The sequence below is a fragment of the Sphingomonas sp. CFBP 8760 genome, from assembly GCF_014841615.1.
GTDB lineage: Bacteria > Pseudomonadota > Alphaproteobacteria > Sphingomonadales > Sphingomonadaceae > Sphingomonas.
Genome location: NZ_JACYUG010000003.1, coordinates 123037 through 142981, shown reverse-complemented (window position 1 = coordinate 142981; position 19945 = coordinate 123037). Strand labels below are relative to the sequence as shown.

At 69.5% G+C, this 19945-nt stretch carries 12 protein-coding genes; 3 read left to right on the top strand and 9 right to left on the bottom strand.

Annotated features, from left to right (window positions below):
* Nucleotides 1-42 precede the first annotated feature (42 nt).
* The 6 genes from treS to IFT82_RS05480 form a co-directional block, all read right to left on the bottom strand.
* Complete coding sequence (gene treS, locus IFT82_RS05505; RefSeq protein WP_213014360.1) at nt 43-3270, bottom strand: maltose alpha-D-glucosyltransferase; 3228 nt, start codon at nt 3268-3270, stop codon at nt 43-45.
* Nucleotides 3271-3281: 11 nt separating this feature from the next.
* The gene (locus IFT82_RS05500; RefSeq protein WP_192125306.1) at nt 3282-5294 is read right to left on the bottom strand and encodes an alpha-1,4-glucan--maltose-1-phosphate maltosyltransferase; all 2013 of its coding nucleotides are present in this window, start codon (nt 5292-5294) and stop codon (nt 3282-3284) included.
* Between the two features lie 14 nt (nt 5295-5308).
* On the bottom strand, nt 5309-5632 hold the full coding sequence (locus IFT82_RS05495; protein WP_192125305.1) for a DUF2934 domain-containing protein: 324 nt from the start codon (nt 5630-5632) through the stop codon (nt 5309-5311).
* Between the two features lie 152 nt (nt 5633-5784).
* Nucleotides 5785-6150, bottom strand: a complete 366-nt coding sequence (locus IFT82_RS05490; RefSeq protein ID WP_192125304.1) for a DUF4440 domain-containing protein — start codon at nt 6148-6150, stop codon at nt 5785-5787.
* A gap of 204 nt (nt 6151-6354) precedes the next feature.
* Entirely contained in the window at nt 6355-8859 is a 2505-nt protein-coding gene (locus IFT82_RS05485) for an ABC transporter permease (RefSeq protein WP_244646532.1), read from the bottom strand.
* Nucleotides 8856-9539 (bottom strand): ABC transporter ATP-binding protein, encoded by a 684-nt coding sequence (locus tag IFT82_RS05480; RefSeq protein WP_192125303.1) that lies wholly within the window; start codon nt 9537-9539, stop codon nt 8856-8858. Before IFT82_RS05480 ends, IFT82_RS05485 begins: the two co-directional genes overlap by 4 nt.
* Before the next feature lie 29 nt (nt 9540-9568).
* Between IFT82_RS05480 and IFT82_RS05475 the strand changes: the two genes are divergently transcribed.
* Nucleotides 9569-10267, top strand: coding sequence for an arylesterase (locus IFT82_RS05475; RefSeq protein ID WP_446740944.1), 699 nt, complete (start codon nt 9569-9571; stop codon nt 10265-10267).
* A 439-nt stretch (nt 10268-10706) separates the two neighbouring features.
* On the opposite strand, the gene IFT82_RS05470 is transcribed toward IFT82_RS05475, so the two are convergent.
* On the bottom strand, nt 10707-13241 hold the full coding sequence (locus IFT82_RS05470; RefSeq protein ID WP_207105739.1) for a TonB-dependent receptor domain-containing protein: 2535 nt from the start codon (nt 13239-13241) through the stop codon (nt 10707-10709).
* A 156-nt stretch (nt 13242-13397) separates the two neighbouring features.
* Between IFT82_RS05470 and IFT82_RS05465 the strand changes: the two genes are divergently transcribed.
* Together IFT82_RS05465 and IFT82_RS05460 are read left to right on the top strand one after the other, a co-directional pair.
* Entirely contained in the window at nt 13398-13913 is a 516-nt protein-coding gene (locus IFT82_RS05465) for an RNA polymerase sigma factor (protein ID WP_192125301.1), read from the top strand.
* Complete coding sequence (locus IFT82_RS05460; protein ID WP_192125300.1) at nt 13914-14909, top strand: FecR family protein; 996 nt, start codon at nt 13914-13916, stop codon at nt 14907-14909.
* A 435-nt stretch (nt 14910-15344) separates the two neighbouring features.
* On the opposite strand, the gene IFT82_RS05455 is transcribed toward IFT82_RS05460, so the two are convergent.
* Both IFT82_RS05455 and IFT82_RS05450 read right to left on the bottom strand, forming a co-directional pair.
* Nucleotides 15345-16805, bottom strand: a complete 1461-nt coding sequence (locus IFT82_RS05455; RefSeq protein WP_192125298.1) for an amidohydrolase — start codon at nt 16803-16805, stop codon at nt 15345-15347.
* A gap of 26 nt (nt 16806-16831) precedes the next feature.
* Complete coding sequence (locus IFT82_RS05450) at nt 16832-19882, bottom strand: TonB-dependent receptor domain-containing protein (protein ID WP_192125295.1); 3051 nt, start codon at nt 19880-19882, stop codon at nt 16832-16834.
* Between the last annotated feature and the right edge of the window lie 63 nt (nt 19883-19945).

Below are 19945 nucleotides of genomic sequence, written 5' to 3'. Positions count from 1 at the left end.
TGCTTCGCTACGCTCGCAATGACGGTAGATGGTAGTTGGTCTCTACTCCCCCACCAGCCGTCGCCCGGCGCGGAACAGACCGTCAACGGGCACCTCGATCCAGTCGGGGCGGTTCGCCGCCTCGTACCCGACCTCATATGCCGCCTTGGCGACGAGCAGCAGGTCGAGCAGCGCCGCATCCGGTTCGGCATCGCTGGCGGCGCGGTAAGCGTCGAGGAACGTCTCGCGCGCGCGGTGGCAGAAACGGGCATAGCGGTGCTCGGCACGCAACGCCTCCGTCTCCGGGCCGGGCGGGCGCGAACGGTCGGCGACGGCGGTGGCATAGTCGAACGAGCGCAGGATGCCCGCGACGTCGCGCAGCGGCAGGTCCTTCGCCCGACGTTCCGAAAGCGGCTTGGCCGGCTGTCCCTCGAAATCGATCAGCATCACGTCGCCGCCGGTCACCAGCACCTGTCCCAGATGCAGGTCGCCATGGATACGGGTCAGCGACTGGCCCGCCGCACCGTGCGCCACCGCGTCGATCCGGGCGAGCAGCGTGTCACGGTGCGTCGCCAGCCATTCCGCCGCCTCGCCGGTCAGGCCCGCCGCGTCGATCCGCGCCAGCGCCCGTTCGACATCGCCGCGCACGTCGGCGGCCAGCGCCGCGGTATCGTCGGCCGCGAGCGTCGTCGGTGCGAAGGCGGGATCGTCGCTCGGCCGCGCCAGCACTGCGTGCATCTCCGCCAGACGCCGGCCCAGCGTCTCGGCGAAGCTGGCATAGTTGGCGAAGGTGGCGTCGTCGGCAGTGGCGAGCCGTTCCAGCACGCCCAGCGTCCAGCTCCAGGCATCGCCCTGGTTATGGACGAAGCGCTGCGCCAGCATCAGCAGCGTGTCGTCGCCGGTGCGCCGCACCTCGCCCAGGATCGGCGGCACCGCCTCGAAGCCATGGGCGGTCAGGTAACGGACCATCTCCGCATCGGGATGCACGCCGGCCTCCAGCTTGCGCAGCAGTTTCAGCACCACCGATTGGCCCAGCACCATCGAGCTGTTGGACTGTTCGGCGGTCAGCCATTCCAGTTCGGCCTCCCCGTCGATCTCCAGCCCGTCCGCCGAAAAGGCGAGCGCATCCTGACCGTCGCCGATCACCGTGCCCGCCTGCATCGCGGCCGTCACGCCACGCGCGAATTCGGTGACCGAGAAGCCATCGGTCAGCAGCCCGACCCGGCGGCCGCGCCGCACACGCGCCAGCGCCAGCCCGGCGGCGAACCGGCCCTGCACGTCACCCTCCCACGCGATGCCGAGCGGCAGCGCATAGCGGGTGGCGGCACGATCGGTTTCCACCTCGATCTCCGCCAGCAGCAGGTCGTCGCTGCCGGGCAGCGGATCGAGCCGCAGCAGGCGCACCGCGCGCAGCGCTTCGTCCTTGCCGCCGAACCAGCGGCGCTGGGCGATATAGGCGGGCAGCAGGTCACGTTCGAGCACCAAGCGGTTGGCGCCGACGCCGATATCGGTCAGGTCCGGCCGCAGCACGAAGGTGAAGCGTTCCGCTTCCAGCGCGGCGGGCGGGGTCGCCCAGACGGGGGCATCCGCCTCCGCCGACAGCGCGAACCACGAGAAGCCATAAGGCGGCAGCGTCAGGACATAGGGCGTCGTCCCGATCGGCGGGAACGGCGTGCCGCCGGTCAGTTCGATCGGGGTGCGGCCATCGAACTCGGCGAGATCCAGCTCGACCGCCTGCGCGGTGCGGCCGAGGTTGAAGACGCAGAGGATCGTATCGCCCTCATGCTCGCGGACATAGGCGAGGATCTTGCGGTTGGCGGGGCGCAGGAAACGCTGCGTGCCGCGACCGAAGGCGGGATGTTCGCGGCGCACCGCCAGCATCCGCTTGACCGCGTTGAGCAGCGAATGGCCATCGCGCTCCTGCGCCTCGACGTTCACCGCCTGATAGCCGTAGAGCGGGTCCTGGATCGGCGGCAGCGTCAGGTTGGGCGGATCGGCGCGGCTGAAGCCGCCGTTGCGATCGGGCGACCATTGCATCGGCGTGCGCACCCCGTCGCGGTCGCCGAGATGGATGTTGTCACCCATCCCGATCTCGTCGCCATAATACAGCACCGGCGTGCCCGGCATCGTCAGCAGCAACGCGTTCATCAGTTCGACCCGGCGCCGGTCCCGCTCCATCAGCGGCGCGAGGCGACGACGGATGCCGAGGTTGATGCGCGCGCGGCGATCGGCGGCATAGGTGTTCCACAGATAGTCGCGTTCCGCGTCGGTCACCATTTCCAGCGTCAGCTCGTCATGGTTGCGCAGGAAGATCGCCCATTGGCAGTTCGCCGGAATATCGGGGGTCTGGCGCATGATGTCGGTGATCGGGAAGCGATCCTCCTGCGCCACCGCCATGTACATGCGCGGCATCAGCGGGAAGTGGAACGCCATGTGGCATTCGTCGCCCGCCTCGCCCGCCGCGGCGCTGTCGCCGAAATATTGCTGCGTATCCTCGGGCCACATGTTCGCTTCGGCCAGCAGCATCCGGTCGGGATATTCGGCATCCAGCGCGGCGCGGATTTTCTTCAGCACGTCGTGCGTTTCGGACAGGTTCTCGTTCGAAGTGCCGTCGCGTTCGATCAGATAGGGGATCGCATCGAGGCGAAGGCCATCGACCCCCAGATCGAGCCAGAAGCGCATCACGTTCAGCACCTCGGCCAGCACCGCCGGGTTGTCGAAGTTCAGGTCGGGCTGGTGCGAATAGAAACGATGCCAGAAATAGGCGCCCGCCTCCTCGTCCCACGTCCAGTTCGATTTCTCGGTGTCGAGGAAGATGATGCGGGTGCCGCTGTACAGCTTGTCATCGTCCGACCAGACGTAGAAATCGCGTTCGGGGCTGCCCGGCGGCGCCTTGCGCGCGGCCTGGAACCAGGGATGCTGGTCCGAGGTGTGGTTGATGACCAGTTCGGTGACGACGCGGATGCCGCGCGCATGGGCGGCGGCGATGAACGCGGTGGCATCCTCCATCGTGCCGTAATCGGGCGACACGTCGCAATAGGCACCGATGTCGTAGCCGTCGTCGCGGCGCGGGCTGGGGTAGAAGGGCAGCAGCCAGATGCAGGTGACGCCAAGGTCCGCGATATAGTCGAGCCGTTGCAGCAGCCCCTGAAAATCGCCGATCCCGTCATTGTTCGAATCGAAGAAGGATTTGACGTGGACCTGATAGATCACCGCGTCCTTGTACCAGAGCGGATCGTCGCCGATGCCGCTGGTGGTCGTGGCGTTCGTATCGATCGTGTCGTTCGTCACCGCTGTTCCGTTCATGCGTTGGTGGCTGGCGTCAGGCGCCAGATGCGATAGGGCTGGTCGGGAGCGATGGTGATCGTCTGGTCCTTGCCGTACCAGCGGAAACGATAGCCTTCGCCAAGGTCCTCCACGTCGACGCTGCCATCGTCGTCCAGCCCGAACTCCCACAACGGCACCTGGAAGGCGCAGGACTGTTCGTTGTGCGGGTCCATGTTGACCATCACGCAGATCATGCCGGTCCCGTCCGGATCGGGCTTGCCGTACCAGATGATGTTGTCGTTTTGCGCGACATAGAACTTCGTGTTCAGGTGCGTCTGCAACGCCGGGTATCGCCGCCGGATGCGATTGAGCATCGCGATGTCCTGCACGATGTTGCCGGGGCCGTTCCAATCACGCGGCTTGACGATGTACTTCTCGCTGTCGAGATATTCCTCCTTGCCGGGCACCGCCGCCGCCTCGCACAGCTCGAAGCCGGAATAGACGCCGAACAGGCCCGACAGCGTCGCCGCCAGCACCGCGCGGATGCGGAAGCCGGGACGGCCCGAGGTCTGGAGGAAGACCGGGTTGATATCGGGCGTGTTGACGAAGAAGTGCGGGCGGTAGAATTCCTTCGGCGCGGTGGTGGTCAGCTCGGTGATGTAATCGGTCAGTTCCGCCTTGGTGTCGCGCCACGTGAAGTAGGTATAGCTCTGCGAGAAGCCGACCTTGGCGAGGCGGTACATCATCGTCGGCCGGGTGAACGCCTCCGCCAGGAAGATCACGTCGGGATGCTGCGCACGCACGTCGCCGATCATCCATTCCCAGAAGGGCAGCGGCTTGGTGTGGGGATTGTCGACGCGGAAGGTCTTCACCCCCTGTCCGACCCACAACAGCACCACGTCGCGCAAGGCCAGCCACAGATCGGGCACCGCATCGGGGCCGTAGAAATCGACGTTGACGATATCCTGATATTTCTTCGGCGGATTCTCGGCATATTTCATCGACCCGTCCGGCCGCCAGGCGAACCAGCCGGGATGCTCGGTCAGCCAAGGGTGATCGGGCGAACACTGGATCGCGAAATCCAGCGCGATTTCCAACCCATGCTCCCGCGCCGCCTCCACCAGCCGGGCGAACGCCGCGAAGCCGCCCAGTTCGGGATGCACCGCCTCGTGCCCGCCATCGGCCGATCCGATCGCATAGGGGCTGCCGGGATCGTCGGGCCCGGCGATCAGGCTGTTGTTCGGCCCCTTGCGGTTGGTGCGCCCGATCGGATGGATCGGCGGGAAATAGAGCGTGTCGAAGCCCATGTCACGAATCTGCGGCAGGCGGCCGATCACATCGTCGAACGTGCCGTGCCGGTCGGGATCGATCGTGATCGAACGGGGGAAGAGTTCGTACCATGACGAGAAATGCGCCGCGGTCCGCTCCGCATCGATCAGTTGCCGCGCCGAGCGCAGCGCGAACGGCCGGCGGTCGGCCCGGTCCATCAGCACGGCGAGATCGTCGTCGAGCAACAGCGCCGCGCCTGCCATATCGTCGGACGCCGCCTTCAACCGCTTTACCCATGCCTCCAGCGCCTTGCGCTGCGACGGGTCCGCCTGTGCGGCGGCAGCGGCGACGAAGCCGCGTCCTTCCTGATAATCCACCGGCTGCGCGACGCCGGCATCCAGCTTCTTGCGGAAATCGCGGCGGAACCCGCCATAGATGTCCAGCCAGCCCTCGACCGCATATTCGTGGCGCCCGAGCCGTTCCAGCACCAGTTCCGCCTGCCAGCGATCGGTGGGCAATGCCGCCATCCGCACCCGGCGCCATTCCGCCTCGTCCACCGCGCGCCACAACAGGTCGACCGCCAGTTGCTCGTGGCCATCGGTGAAGACGGTGGCCTCCACCGCCACCGTCTCGCCGACCAACCGGCGCACCGGATAATCGCCGCCGTCGACACGCGGCGACAGTTCCTCGACCACCAGCCGCGGGGCGGCGGTCGAGGTGTCCGGATCGGGAATGGCGGCGAGGATGGCCGACGTGGTGGGGGAAAGAACATCGGCCATCGGGATCGTTCGCCTTATTTCGCGGTCTTGGTCTTGCGGGGTCGGTTCGACGCGGGGGCGGCGGCCTTGCCCGCCGGCTTCACCGGCGCGACGGGGGCGGCCGGCACGGCCGTTTCCGCCTCGACGATGCTGGCGCCGTTGCCGCCGTCGCCTTCGGCCGTATCGCCGAACGTGGTGCCGTCGGGCGCCACCGCATTGGGCGCGGGCGCGTCACCCGCACCGTCGATCTCGCCGCTGGCCTGATGCCAGTGATCCCGATCGCGGCCGTGATCGCCGCCACCCTGTTCCCACAGTTCGTAGGCGCGGCGGCGGATGGACTGTTCGCGTTCGTCAGACATGGCTTCTTCTCCCTCGGCAACGGGCGCTCATGTTTCCCGCTGCCGCAACCCGTGGCACGTCACAGCGACAACCGCCACGGCCGCCACGGGTTGCATCGATGCGACAAGATTGCGCACCTGCGCGGCCGATGACGGTGCCAGCGTCGATGCCGTCAGGCCTCGACGGCGGCGGTCAGCGGCGGGGTCTGCTGATGCTGCACCACCAGCCAGTCCTCATGCGCGCGGCGGCGATAGGTGGAGGTGCAATGCGCCTCGTACGTCTCGTCGCCCTTCGTCGCCCTGGCGTGATAGGCGACGACGATCAGCCCTTCCTCGGGCCGGGCGACCTGCCGGCCGGACAGCTCGACCGACGACCAGCGCGGCGTGGCGGCGACCGCCTCGATCGCCTGCGCGCCGCTCATCACGAAGGGGGGCTGCGGCAACACCATCAGGCATTCGTCGTCGATCGATTCCCGGTAATGGTCCGCATCGGCGGTCCACAGGCTTTCCTCGAAAGCCCAGACGCGTTGGTCGTCCATCGTCACTCTCCGCTGATTGGTCGGCGAGAGAGCGGACGGCGGCGCGGATCGTTCCCGCACGGGCGTCCTAAAGCTCGATGACGTGAAACCCATCCATTCGTCATTGCGAGCGTAGCGAAGCAATCCAGGGCGTCACGCGCCGGGCTCTGGATTGCTTCGCTATGCTCGCAACGACGGAGCGGGTCAGGCCGATATCATCCCGTCCTATAACTGGCGGAGCGCGCGCGCCGGCCGGACGGACAAGATCGGCCACGCCCCCGCCAGCCCGATCGCCACCACCGTGCCCAGCCCGACGAGCAACGTCGTCAGCACCACCGCCATGTCGGGCGCGAAGGGGAAGTCGAACAATTGCGTGACGACGTACCAGCTGCCGCCCAGCCCCAGCGCCAGCGCGACGACCGCCAGTACCGATCCCAGCAGCGCATATTCGATCGCCTGACCGGCCAGCAACTGCCACCGGGTCGCACCCAGCATCCGCAGCACCACCGCGTCATAGGTCCGCGCCTCGCGTGCGGCGGCGATCGCGCCGATCAGCACCGCGATCCCCGCCGCCACCGCGACGCCCGCCGCCGCCGCGATCGCGGTCGCGACCTGACCGACGATGCCCTGCACCTGCGCCAGCACCCCGCGCACCTCCACCACCGACACCGAGGGGAAGGGTGCGAGCAGCGCCCGCGTCACCGCCCCCTCGCGCCCCGGCGGCATGTCGATCGTGGCGGCCAGATTGTGCGGCGCGTCCTGAATGGCGTTGGGGGAGAAGACCATGACGAAGTTGAAGCCCAGCGTGTCCCACTCGATCCGCCGGAACGACGCCACCTTCGCGCTGCGCTCGATACCGAGCAGCGCCACCGTCAGGCGGTCGCCCAGTTTCAGGTCGAGCGCCCTGGCCAGCCGTTCGTCGATCGACACCAAAGGCTCGCCGCGATAGCCGCGCGGCCACCAGGTGCCGGCGGTCAGGCTGCTCCCCTCCGGCAGGGTCGCGGCATAGGTCAGGCCGCGTTCGCCGCGCAGCGCCCAGGCGCCCTCGGGCAGTTCCTTCAGATCGGCGACGCGGATGTCGCGGTAGCCGGTGATGGTGCCGCGCATCAGCGGCACCGTCTTCACGATCGCGCGCGGTTCGATGCGGGCGACGGTGGCGCGGAACGCCGCCTCGCGCACCGGCGGCACGTCGAGCGCGAACAATGCGGGGGCGCGGGCGGGGATCGTGGCGGCGACGGCGGCGTCGATGCTGGTGCGGATGCCGGCCAGCAGCACGAACAGCGTCAGGCCCAGCCCCAGCGCGACCACCAGCGCCTCGGTCCGCGCACCCGGCCGGTGCAGCGCCGCGACCGCAAGACGAAGCAACGGCCGGCGGGGGCGCGGCATCTTTGCCAGCGTCCACCGGATCGCCCGGCCGATCCCGGCGAGCAGCGCCAGCGTCGCCGCCACCGCGCCGAGGAAGCCGGCCGCCAGCCATGGCTGGTCCGCCGTGCCGATCGCCAGCGCCAGCGCCGCGCCGCCCGCGATCAGCGCGGGCACCCAACCGCGCCGGCCGCCGCTGCGCATCGGCGCCAACGCACCCCGCAGCAGCCCGGCGGCGGGGGTCGCCCCGGCGCTGGCCAAGGGCGGCGCGGCGAAGGCGATCGCGACGAGCAGGCCATAGAGCGCGGCGCGGACCAGCGGCCATGGCTCCAGCACGAACCCCGGCGCGACCGGCAGCACCGACCGCGCCGCCGCGACCAGCGCCGGCACCGCCGCCGCGCCGACCAGCAGCCCCGCGCCCACCCCGACCAGCGCCGCCGCGCCGACCTCGATCGCGACGATCCGGGCGACATCGCCGCTGGTCGCGCCCAGCACCTTCAGCGTCGCCAGCGCCGGTCGCCGCTGCGCGAGGAACGAGGCGACGCCGCCGCCCACCCCGATCCCGGCGATCGCGAGCGAGGCCAGCCCGACCAGCGTCAGGAACTGCCCCATCCGCCCGACGAAGCGCGAGGCACCGGGCGAGGCGTTGTCGCGCGTCCGCGTCGCCCAGCCGCCCGCCGGGAACGCCGCCTGGAAGCGTTTCGCGACACGATCCGGCGACAGGCCGGGATTCAGGCGGAGGCGATAGCGGTATTCGTACAGGCTGCCCGGCTGCACCAGTCCGGTCGCGGGCAGCGAGGCCATCGACACGAGCGCCACCGGCCCCAGCGTGAACCCCTCACCCAGCCGGTCGGGTTCGTCGGCGATGACGCCGCCGACCCGGAACCGCGCGCTGCCGATCCGCACCTCGCGCACGGCCCCGAGGCGATCGGCGAGCGCGGGGGCGATCCATGCTTCGCCGGGGGCGGGGGCGCCGACCTGCCGGTTGCCGCGCAGGGTGACGCGGCCGACCAGCGGATAACGCGCATCGACCGCCTTCAGCTGGATCGGCACCACCGCCTCCCCCGCGACGGCGTTCGCCTGCATCCGCACCGTGGTCGATACGGTGCCCGCCCGCGCCATCGCAGCACGTTCGGCCGGGTTGGCGGGACGCTGCGACACCGCCAGTTGCAGATCGCCGCCGAGGACCGCGGCACCCCGGTCGGCCAGTTCGCGGCCGATCGCATCGGCAAGGCTGCCGATCGCCGCGAGCGCCGCGACGCCGAGGAACAGGCAGACGACCAGCAACCGCAGGCCCCGGAAGCGCCAGTCGAGCTCGCGCCGGGCCAGCCGCCACGCCAGCGGCCATTTTCCGGATTGGCCGCTCAAGCGCGCATGTCCGACAGGATGCGGCCATCCGCCAGCGTGACGATCCGGTCGCAGCGATCGGCCAGCGCGGGATCGTGGGTGACGATCACCAGCGTGGCACCGGTCGCGGCGCGGCGATCGAACAGCAGGTCCATGATCTGGGTGCCGGTGGCGGCGTCGAGATTGCCGGTCGGCTCGTCCGCGAACACCAGCGGCGGACGCGGCCCCAGCGCGCGGGCGATGGCGACGCGCTGCTGCTCGCCGCCCGACAATTGCGAGGGATAATGGTCGAGCCGGTGGCCGAGGCCGACCGCGACCAGTTCCGCCGTCGCGCGATCGGCCGCGTCGGCGATACCGGCCAGTTCCATCGGCACCGCGACATTCTCCCGCGCGGTCATCGTCGGCAGCAGGTGGAACGCCTGCAACACGATGCCGATGCGACCACGTCGGGCGCGGGCCAGCGCATCCTCGTCCAGCGCGCCCAGATCGAGCCCGGCGACGCGCACCTGCCCGCCGCCCGCGCGCTCCAGCCCGGTCAGCACCGCGAGCAGCGACGACTTCCCCGATCCCGACGCGCCGAGCAGCGCGAGGCTTTCGCCGCGCGCCACCGCCAGGTCGATGCCGTGCAGGATGCGCGTCTCCCCCAGCGCGAGCGTGACTTCGCGGACATCGATCACCATATCGGCGGCAGGTTCATGCATGGAAAAGGACGATCGCGTTGGCGGGACGGATGATGCGCTATGCGGCAGTGGCCGCCCTTCTCCAACCCCTTGCGCTGCCACTGGCTTTGGGCGCGTGCGACCGGGCGCCGTCGACGACTACCCCCGCCCCGACGATCGCCGCCAGAAAGGAACCGCAAGTCGTCGGCCCGGAACGGCTGGTGCTGGCGTTCGGCGACAGCCTGTATGCCGGTTACGGCCTCGACCGGGGGCAGAGCCTGCCCGATGCGGTGCAGGCGCGGTTGCGGGCGGGCGGCGTGAACGCCACCGTCGTCAATGCCGGCGTGTCGGGCGATACCAGCGCGGCGGGGCGGCAGCGGCTGGCCTTCACGCTCGATAATCAGGCGCGCAAGCCCGACCTCGTGCTGCTGGGGCTGGGCGGCAACGACGTGTTGCGCCAGATTTCGCCGGCCGAAACCCGCGCGAACATGACCGCGATGCTCGACGAACTGAAGCGCCGCGATATCCCGGTGATGCTGACCGGCATGAAGGCGCCGCCCAATCTGGGCGTGGATTATGTGGCGCGGTTCGATTCGATCTGGCCCGATCTGGCCAGGACCTATCACGGCACGCTGTATCCGTTCATCCTCGACGGGGTGATCGGCGACCCCGCGCTGATGCAGGGCGACCGGGTGCATCCCAACGCGGCCGGTGTTGCGAAGATCGCCGACCGGGTGGCGCCGCTGGTGAAGGAGCGGCTGGCGGATTGACGTCGGGCGTTCGTGAGGGCGCGAGAAAGAAGGTTTGTTCGCGCGGAGGCGCGGAGACGCGGAGATTTCGTGCGCGGCGGCGGTAGCTCTTATCGCGCAGCGGCTTTTCTATGCCGGATGATGGGAGAGAAGGGCCGCTGACGCGGGCGGAACATCCTCCGCGTCTCCGCGTCTCCGCGCGAACTCCCTTCTAAGCGTTTTTTACTACTGTCTGCAATGACTTACCGGGGTCCTCCCAACTGGGCCCCGGCCTCCGCCGGGGAACAGGAGGGGGAAGCGGCGGCGTGGAAAGTCACACCGGAAAGTCACGAAGGTCGCATCCTACAGGGGGTGATCGCAGATGGACGAAGCGGGCGGTCAGGTAGTGGCGGCAGGTGCGGGACGGGCATAGTCCCATGGCGACGTGTAGGACAGGGGCGGTGCGCAGGACGGCGGCGGATCACCAGTCGGTGCGGGCGCGGAGCGACAGGGTGCGGGGGCGGGCGCTGTAGAGCTGGCGCTCGCCAAACGCGCTCGATTGCAGGCGGACGGGGGCGATCGCGTCGAACAGGTTGTCGACATTGGCGTCCAGCCGCCACCGCCCCGCCTGCCAGCCGGCATGGGCCGCCACCTCGATCCGGGCGCCGGTGTGGCGATAATAGGCATTGCCGGCGTTGAACCCGGTCGGCGCGGCGTCGTTGCCGCTGACGTCCGCGCCCAGCGTCCATGGTCCCAGCCGCGCCTCGCCCGACACCAGATACGCCCATTGCGGCAGATTGGGCAGCCGGTCGCCGCGCCGGCCCATCCCCTCGGTGGTGCCGAGCAGCGTGTCCTCGCCCAGCCGCGCGTCGGTGAAGCTGGCCGCCGCCGCCAGCCGGAACGGCCCCGCGACCATGCTGCCGCGCACCTCCCCGCCCCGGATCGCGACGTTCGACAGGTTGACGTTGTAGACGAACGCGCCGTTGGCGCTGGTGACCGCGAAGGTCGCGGCGCGCCAGTCGATCCGGTAGGCCGCCGCCTCGATGCTCCAGCGGCCGCGCCCCGCCTTCGCGCCCAGTTCGTAGTTCCACAGGTGATCGGCGCCGAAGGTGCGCTCGTCGGCGGCCAGCCCCGGCGTCACGTTGATGCCGCCGGGCCGGAACCCCTCCGACACCAGCGCATAGACCAGCGGCCCGCCGGGCACGCGATAGGCGAGTTCGCCCTTCAGATTGCTGCCGCCCGCCGAGCCGGTGTAGCGGTCGCCACCCGCCATCGCGCTGCCGGTGATGATGTTGGGCACCGGCACGGTGCCCGATCCCTGCCGCCGGTATCGGTAGAGGCGCAGCCCCGCCGTGGCGGACAGGCGCGGGACGACGGCATGGGTCGCCTCCGCGAAGACCGCCTGCTGATCGAACCCGGTCGCGATGGTGCGCAGGCCGATGATGTCGAGCGGATGCACCAGCCGCCCGTCATCCGCCCCCGCCCGCGCCGCATAGCTGTCGACCGCGTCGCGCCGGTCCTCGACGAACGCCCCCAGCGTCCAGGCGAAGGCGGCGCCGGCGGGGGCCGCCACCCGCACCTCGCCGCTGATCCCGGTCAGCCGGTTGGGCTGATAGAGGATCGCCGGCAGGCGGGCATCGACATAGGCCTGGTACGCGGTCCGCGCGGCGGCGTCGCATGCCGCCCCCGTCGGCAACCCGGCCAGCCGCAGGCATCCCGCCACACTGTCGCGCTGCCGCGCCAGCACCTCGGTATAGTCGATCTGGCGGACGATCCGCCGCCGCAGATACGATCCCGTCGCGGTCACCACCGCCCCGTCGAGCGTGGCGTGCAGCGTCGCACTGGCCAGATCGAGGCGATCGCTGTTGGGGGTCAGGGTCGGCTGCGCGACGCGGTAACGGCCCAGTGCCGGGTCCCAGAAGCCGCCATCGTCCAGCCCGGTGCGCTGATGCAGGTACAGCGTGTCGAGCCGGACCGCCTGATCCGGTCGCCACGCCACCTGTATCCGTACCCCTTCCCGCTGCAACTGCCCACGATCCGTCGCGTCGAGCCGGTCGTTGTCGATATAGCCGCCCAGCGTGCGGCGATACGCCACCAGCCGTGCCGCCAGCCGGTCCGGCACCAGCACGGGATTCGCCATCGCCACCAGCGCCCCGCCCGCCCCGCCATGCGCGACCAGATCGCCGCGCGCCTCCACCCAGGCGCCCGACCGGTCGAGATCGACGCCATGGGGCAGGATGCGCAGCGTGCCGCCCATCGAACTGGCCCCGTAGAGCGTGCCCTGCGGCCCCTTCAGCAGTTCGATCCGCTCGATATCGACCAGATCAATGTCGGGGGCGGACGCGCCGGGATCGGCACCGGTGCCCGAGGGGCCGGCGATCGGGCTTTCGCCGTAATAGACCCCCACCGTCGCCTCGCCCGTGGCGCTGACGCCGCGCACTGCCAGCCTTTGTTGCAGCGCGCTGGTGTTGAACGCCGCCAGCCCCGGCAACAGTCGTGCCGCCGCCCGCAGATCGGTGACGTTGCGCGCCTCGATCGTCGCGGCGGACAGGGTGGCGATGCTGAGTTCGGTATCGTCGAGCGGGGTGGCGCGCTTCAGCGCGGTGACGACGATCTCGTCCTCGACCGCGACCGGCGGCGGCGTCGCCGACGTCGACGCCGGGCGCCGGGGCGACGCGGCCGTCACGATGATGAACACGCCGCCCGCCAGCCGCCGCGCCTTCAATCCCGACCCCGCCAGCATCCGGGCCAACGCGCCGGCGGGATCGGTGGTCGAGACGATCGCCCGCGTGCGACGATCGCCGACCAGTGCCGGATCGAACAAGATTTGCCACCCGGTCGCCGCCGCCAGGCGCCGCAGCCCGGCATCGAGTCGACCGGCCGGCACCGTGACCGCCCGGGCGGGCACCCCACGCTGCGCCAGCGCCGCGCCGCAGCCGAGCCAGCCGACCGCCAGCGCCGCGCCCCAATGGGCGATGCGGGGGCCGGGACGGCGAAAGGCGGGCGGCGGGGCCATGGCGGGGCGGGGCATCTCCCAGAAGCGGACGGATTCGGGTGGTGGCGACCGTCACACCAATGTCACCCTTGACGGCCGTTCGGCAACATGGTCCGTTCCGGTTAAGAACCTCGGGAGGGGGTGCCGACGCCCGGTGACGGAGTGACGGATACGATCATGCTTTCGATTCAGGCATCTGCCGACCCGACCGACCTGGCGGGCACCGGCTTCGTCCGGCATCTCGGCGCGATCCGCCGCTTCTTCATGAAGCGCGCCCCGATCGCGGAGGTCGACGATCTGGTCCAGGATGTCGCGATCCGGATGCATGCCCGCCGCGACGGCCGCCCGATCGACAATATCGAGGGATATCTGTTCCAGACCGCGCACAGCGTGCTCGCCGATCGCGGGCGGCGCGCCGGCAGCCGGTGCCAGTCGCAGCACGAATCGCTGGAGGATCGTCACCACCCGGTTGAGGACCGGTCGCCCGCGCGCGTCCTTGAAGGCAAGGAGCAATGGACGCTGCTGCTCGCCGCGATCGAGGAACTGCCTGACCGAAGCCGGCAGGCATTCATCCTTCACCGGTTCGAGGAGATGCAGTATGCGGCCATCGCCCGACACATGGGCATTACGGTGAGCGCGGTGGAAAAACATATCATGAAGGCAATCAGGCATCTCGCGGCGGCGATCGCGTAGATGACCGTGCCGCACCGCGACGACGCCGCCGCCACGGCGGCGGCGGGCTGGTATGCCCGTCTGCGCGCCGACGACGTGGACGAGGCGGATCGCGCCGGTTTCCACGCGTGGCACGACGGCGACCCTGCCCATGCCCGGTCGTGGGCGACGATCGGGCGGGTCGGCGACGGGCTGGACGCGCTGCGCGGCGACGATCGTCTGGCAGCGATGATCGCGACGGCGAAGGGCGACCGCGCGGCCGGATCGACGCGACGTTTCCCGATGTCGGGGCGCGGGCTGGCGCCGAAACTGGCGATGGCCGCGGCACTGCTGCTGACGCTGGGCATCACCGGCGGGGTGATCGCGGGCCGCACCGTGCCGCCGATGCGGCAGGCGATCGTCGCCACCGCGATCGGCCAGGTGCGCCAGGTGCGCCTGCCCGACGGATCGGTGATGACGGTGGACGCGCAATCGGTGGCGATAGTCGATGCGCCGGAGGCCGAACGCCGGGTGCGGATCGATCGCGGACGGGCGATGTTCGCGGTGGCGAAGGATGCGGCGCATCCCTTCGTGGTGACCGCGGGCACCGCGTCGGTCCGCGCGCTCGGCACGCATTTCTCGGTGGAGGTCGAACCGGGGCGGCTGACGGTCGCGCTGGTCGAGGGATCGGTGCGCGTCGACCTGCCCGGCCGCAGCCGGCAACTGGCGCCGGGCGACGTGCTGACCCTGACCGACGGGGCGATCACGGTGCGCGCGGGCGCCGCCGCGATCGGGACGGAATGGCGGACGGGCACGCTGACCTTCGATTCGCTGCCCCTGGCGGAGGTCGCGGCGCGGCTGAACCATTATTCGGCGCAACGGATCGTGATCGCCGATCCCGCCCTCGCCCGCCGGCCGTTCAGCGGCGTGCTGGATACCGACGGGGGCAGCGACGCGCTGGTCGCCGCGCTGGCCGCCTATCGCACGGCGCGGGTGACGGAGCGGACGCCGGACCACATCACGCTGGCACCGTTCTGATCGGCATCCGCCGCGACACCGACGCGCTTCCCGGCGGCAAGCGTGATGGCGTGGACCCTATCCGTCCGTCGTTGCGAGCGTAGCGAAGCAACCCGGGGCGTCGCGCGCCGGGCGCTGGATTGCTTCGCTCCGCTCGCAACGACGGCGGAGGTTGTCTCGGGACCACGTCACGCTGGCGCCGTTCTGGGGCGGTCTGGTGCCGTCGTGCATAGCGCCGGCTGCAAAACCGGCACCCTCCCCGGAAACAAGCGTGATGACGTGGAACCTACCCGTCCGTCGTTGCGAGCGTAGCGAAGCAATCCAGGGCGTCGCGCGCGGGGCTCTGGATTGCTTCGCTGCGCTCGCAACGACGGGATAGGTCATGCTCCGGACCACCCTGCCCCGTTCGTACCGAGCGACGTCGCTCAGGACGAACGGGACGGGAAGTTCAGAGGTTCACTCCGCCGCCGGGGCCTTGCGGTAATCCAGCGGGGGTTTGCGGTCGCCCAGCATCGCCTTGTAGGTGAAGCCCGGTCCGCGCTTCTGTTCGAACTCCGCCTTGGCCGCCGTGATCGTCGCCGGGTTGCGGAACAGGTCGGCGGCGGCCAGCGCCAGCGTCTTGGCGGCCAGCACCGCGCCCTTGGCGCCGATGCTGCTGCCCGCCGCCGCCACGTTCTGCCAGCTATGCCCCGCCGATCCCGGCACGAAGGTGGCGGTCGACAGGCCGACCGTGGGCGTCACCCAGCTGACATCGGCCACGTCGGTCGATCCGCCCAGCGCATCGTCGACCAGTTGCGCGGGCTGGATTTCCCCGACGCTCGCCAGCGGCGGCGCATCGGGGCCGAGCGTCTTGCGGATACCCTCCGCAAAGGCGGTTTCCTGCGGCGTCCAGGTGATCGCGCCGGCGGCGTGCAGGCTGCGGTCCATCACCGCCATCAGCGCGTTGTTGGGAAGCAGGCTGTAGACGCCGCCGGTCGTCTCGAAATCCATCGTGGTGCCGGTGCCCAGCGCCGCGCCCTCCGCCGCCTTCTTCACCCGGTCCATCACCGACACGACCACCTTCGGATCGACGTGACGGACGTAGTAATAGACCTCCGCCTCGTCGGGCACGACGTTGGGCGCCTTGCCGCCGTTGGTGATGACGTAATGGATGCGGGTACGGTCGGGAATATGTTCGCGCATCAGGTTGACCATCGCGTCGAGCGCCTCGACCCCGTCAAGCGCGGAGCGGCCCTTGTCGGGATTGCCGGCGGCGTGGGCGGAGATGCCGTGGAAGCGGAACTTGCCGCTGATATTGGCCATCGACGGCCCCTGCGACGCGCTGTTGGTGTTGCCGGGGTGCCAGTGCAGCACGGTGTCGACATCGGCGAACAGGCCGTCGCGGACCATATAGACCTTGCCCGATCCGCCCTCCTCCGCCGGGGTGCCGTAGACGCGGATCTCGCCCGCCACCTTGTTGCGGGTCATCCAGTCCTTCACCGCGATCGCGGCATAGGTGCTGGCGGTGCCGAACAGGTTGTGGCCGCAGCCATGGCCGGCGATGCCGCCGACCGACTGCTTCACCGGCGACGCCGCCTGCGACAGGCCGGGCAGCGCATCATATTCCGCCAGCACGCCGATCACCGGGCCAGCGCCGTTCCTGAAGCTGGCGACGAAGGCGGTCGGCTCGCCCGCCACCCCCGCCTTCACGGTGAAGCCCGCCGCCTTCAGCCGCGATTGGAGCAGGGCGGAGCTTTGCTGTTCCTGATAGCCGACCTCCGCGAAGTTCCAGATCTGGAGCGCGGTGTCGGCGATCGGCTTCGCCTCCGCATCGACCTTGGCGAGGATTTGCTGACGGTCGGCGGGGGCGAGGTCCTGCGCCGTCGCGGGGATGGCGGTGCCGGCAAGCAGGGCGGCGGTGAGGATGGTGCGGATCATGTTCGTCGTTCCCTTGTCCATGTCGATCAGAAACGCTTGGTCGCGCCGAGGAAGAAATAGCGGCCGATCACGTCGTAGTTCTGCGCGTCGAACGTGCCCTCGATATCGCCGACCTGCGGCGGTGCCTTGTTGAACAGGTTGGTCACGCCCAGCCGGAACTCGGTCGTCTCCCCCGCCTCGAACCGGGCATTCAGGTCGAAGACATTGTATTTGTCCACCCCGCGCGTCGTGCTGGTCAGGCTGACCACGCGCGCCGACGCCTTCATCGCCGAGATGTAGCGCCAGCGCATCCCGAGACTCGCGCCGCCCAGCGTGTAGGTGAGCGAGGTGATCGATTTCCAGCGCGGGTGCGACGTCCCCGCCGTCGTCTCCACGCCGGTGCCGATGCTGCCGGCATAGTCGTAGGTCGGGGCGCCGGGCAGCGCCTGGATCTTGAACTGGTCGGTGTAGCTGACCGCCGCGTTGAGCGCGATCTTGCCCGCGTCCACGCCCAGCCCCAGCGAGTCGAGCCCGAACCGCCAGTCGAACTGCACGTCGATGCCGCGCACCTTGAACGTGCCGAGGTTGAGCAGCGGCTGGAGCGGGTTGATCGGCACGCCGCTCGCGGTGTTGCGGGTGATGAGCGAGCAATAATAGTTGGTCGTGCTGTAATTCGGGTTGTTGCCGCCCGAATTGAAGCAGAACTGGAACGCCTGCGCGATCGACAGCGGGCCGACCGCATCGCCGATTTTGATCTGGTAGGCATCGACCGACAGCGACATGTTCTTGAACATCGCCGCCTCGATCGGCGACTGGATGACGCCGCCGATCGAATAGGTATCGGCGGTTTCCTCCTGCAATTCCGGATTGCCGCCGGTCAGCGCGAAGACCTGCGCGGTGCCCAGCTGATAGCTGTCGATGATCCCGGTCGGCACGCCCTGCGCCAGGCAGAGGGCGCGCACCTGCGTCGCGGCGCTGCCACGACGGTAGGAGGAGCGGGTGTCGCACGGATCGCCGTTGGTCGTGGTCGCCGACGCGGTGCCGATCGCGACCGAGCCGGTGGAGACGGGGGCGAACAGCTCGCCGACGCTGGGGGTGCGGATCGCGCGGTTGTAGCCGCCGCGCAGGCGCAGCCCCTCGAACACCGTCCACGACGCATCCGCCTTGTAGGTGTGGACGCCGCCGACCGTGTTGTAGTGCGAATAGCGATAGCCGAGATCGAGATCGAACTGCTGGATCAGCGGGATATCGTGGAGCAGCGGCACGAGCAGTTCCGCATAGACCTCGCCCGTGTCGACCGAGCCGCTGGCGGGGCGCAGCACGCTGTAGCCGAGGATGTCGCTGGTGCCGTCGGGCTGCGCCAGCGCCGCGTCGGGCGTGAAGCCGTAGCCGTTGAAGCGGTAGTCGGCACCGGCCGCGAACCGCACCTCGCCCGCGGGCAGGCCGAACAGCCCGCCCTGCACGTTACCCTCGACGGTGCGCTGCTTCAGCTCGTTGGAATTGACGGTGCGGCGCGAGATGTAATCGATGCACGCCTGCGACGGCGTGACGTTGCCGAACGGGTTGAAGCCGCCCGCGCACAGATCGGTGCCGCCGGTCGGGCTGTTCAACAGGCGCGCGGTGGCGCTGGCGCTGGCGCCGCCGGTCTGTGCGTTGACGAACTTGGCCTTGCTGACGCTGCCGTACAGGTCCCACGTCCAGTCCCTGATCCCGACCTTGCCCGACAGGCCGGTGGTGATCTGATAGACGTCGTAATCATAGGACTGGTAGCGCGGCCCGAGGATGTTCAGCGCCTTGTAGAAGGTGAACGCCCCGCCCGGCGTCGGCCGCGAGGCGAGCACCTGACGGAAGGCGGCGGGGATGAACGGGTTGGTCACCGGCACGGTCAGGCCATAGACGTTCGACGCCAGCGTCGGGTTGGTGATGCCGAGCGAGGTGTAGCTGGTATAGCCGAACTGCACGAACGCCTTGATCGTGTCCGTCACGTCGTAATCGATCTTGCCGAACACGTTGTAGCGGCTGAGATTGGCCTGCAACGAACTGCCGTTGAAGCCGAAATTGACCTGCTGGCTGTTGGTGCCGCTGTTGACGATATACGCCTCGTCGGTCTGCGGATCGCGGAAGTTGAGCACCGGCACGCCGACCGCGGAGAACAATGTCTGGTCGGTGTTGAAGCCGATCTGGCCGGTATAGCGCCCCGCCGCGTTGCCTGGCAGCGCCGCCGTGCCGTACTGCCCCTGGAAGATCGAATTGACGACCGCGAGCGACGGCAGGTTCGCGCCGAACAGCACGGTGCCCTGCGGGATGGTCGACAGGCCCGGCGTGGTCTGGCGCGCGGTGTAATAGGACCGCTCGTTCTGGAGCGCGCGCTGACGCTTGGTGTAATCGACCGAGATCACCGCGTGGCCGCGCCCCTCGTCGAAGGCGCCGCCGACCGTGCCGGTCAGGCGATAGCTGTTGCCGTCGCCATAATCGCTGACCCCGGTCTGGCCGCCGATCTCCAGCCCCTTGAAGTTGCGGCGCAGGCGGAAGTTGACGACGCCCGCCGTCGCATCCGAGCCATAGGTGGTCGACGCGCCGCCGGTGATGACCTCGATATTCTCGATCAGCGCATCGGGGATGATGTTGAGATCGACCGAGCCGTCGGGGTTGGACGGCTGGATACGCCGCCCGTCGAGCAGCAGCAGCGTGCGCTTCGACCCCAGCCCCCGCAGCGAGGCATAGGCCTGTCCGCCGTTCAGCCCGGTCGAGGTGCTGCCGCCGTTCGCCGCGCCGAACGCGCCGGCGAATTGCGGCATCTGGGTCAGCGCGCTTTCCACGGTGACGCGGCCGGTGTTCTGGATCGTGTCCTGCGACAACGAGACGATCGGGCTGTTCGCGGCATAATCCTGCCGCGCGATCCGCGATCCGGTGATGAGGATTTCGTCGGCGGGCGGCGGTGCGGTTTCGGTCTGCGCCTCCGCGATCGCCTCGGCGGCGGCGGGAGTGGGATTTTCGGGTGTCGGCACGCCGATCTGCGCGGCGGCGTGGCTCGCGGTCAGCGCCAGCGTGGCGCAACCCGTGGCGAGCAGGGAACGGATGAGAATGCGTCGTACCATGATGTCAGCCCCCGATGGTGGCCGCTTCGTCGAGCGGCTTCATCGGGGAAGACGCGGGCGGTG

Excerpts from the sequence above, each read along its gene's own strand:
- IFT82_RS05500 (WP_192125306.1), bottom strand. The coding sequence starts at position 5,294 with ATGGCCGATGTTCTTTCCCCCACCACGTCGGCCATCCTCGCCGCCATT.
- IFT82_RS05495 (WP_192125305.1), bottom strand. The coding sequence starts at position 5,632 with ATGTCTGACGAACGCGAACAGTCCATCCGCCGCCGCGCCTACGAACTG.
- IFT82_RS05490 (WP_192125304.1), bottom strand. The coding sequence starts at position 6,150 with ATGGACGACCAACGCGTCTGGGCTTTCGAGGAAAGCCTGTGGACCGCC.
- IFT82_RS05480 (WP_192125303.1), bottom strand. The coding sequence starts at position 9,539 with ATGCATGAACCTGCCGCCGATATGGTGATCGATGTCCGCGAAGTCACG.
- IFT82_RS05475 (WP_446740944.1), top strand. The coding sequence starts at position 9,569 with ATGATGCGCTATGCGGCAGTGGCCGCCCTTCTCCAACCCCTTGCGCTG.
- IFT82_RS05470 (WP_207105739.1), bottom strand. The coding sequence starts at position 13,241 with ATGGCCCCGCCGCCCGCCTTTCGCCGTCCCGGCCCCCGCATCGCCCAT.
- IFT82_RS05465 (WP_192125301.1), top strand. The coding sequence starts at position 13,398 with ATGCTTTCGATTCAGGCATCTGCCGACCCGACCGACCTGGCGGGCACC.
- IFT82_RS05460 (WP_192125300.1), top strand. The coding sequence starts at position 13,914 with ATGACCGTGCCGCACCGCGACGACGCCGCCGCCACGGCGGCGGCGGGC.
- IFT82_RS05455 (WP_192125298.1), bottom strand. The coding sequence starts at position 16,805 with ATGATCCGCACCATCCTCACCGCCGCCCTGCTTGCCGGCACCGCCATC.
- IFT82_RS05450 (WP_192125295.1), bottom strand. The coding sequence starts at position 19,882 with ATGGTACGACGCATTCTCATCCGTTCCCTGCTCGCCACGGGTTGCGCC.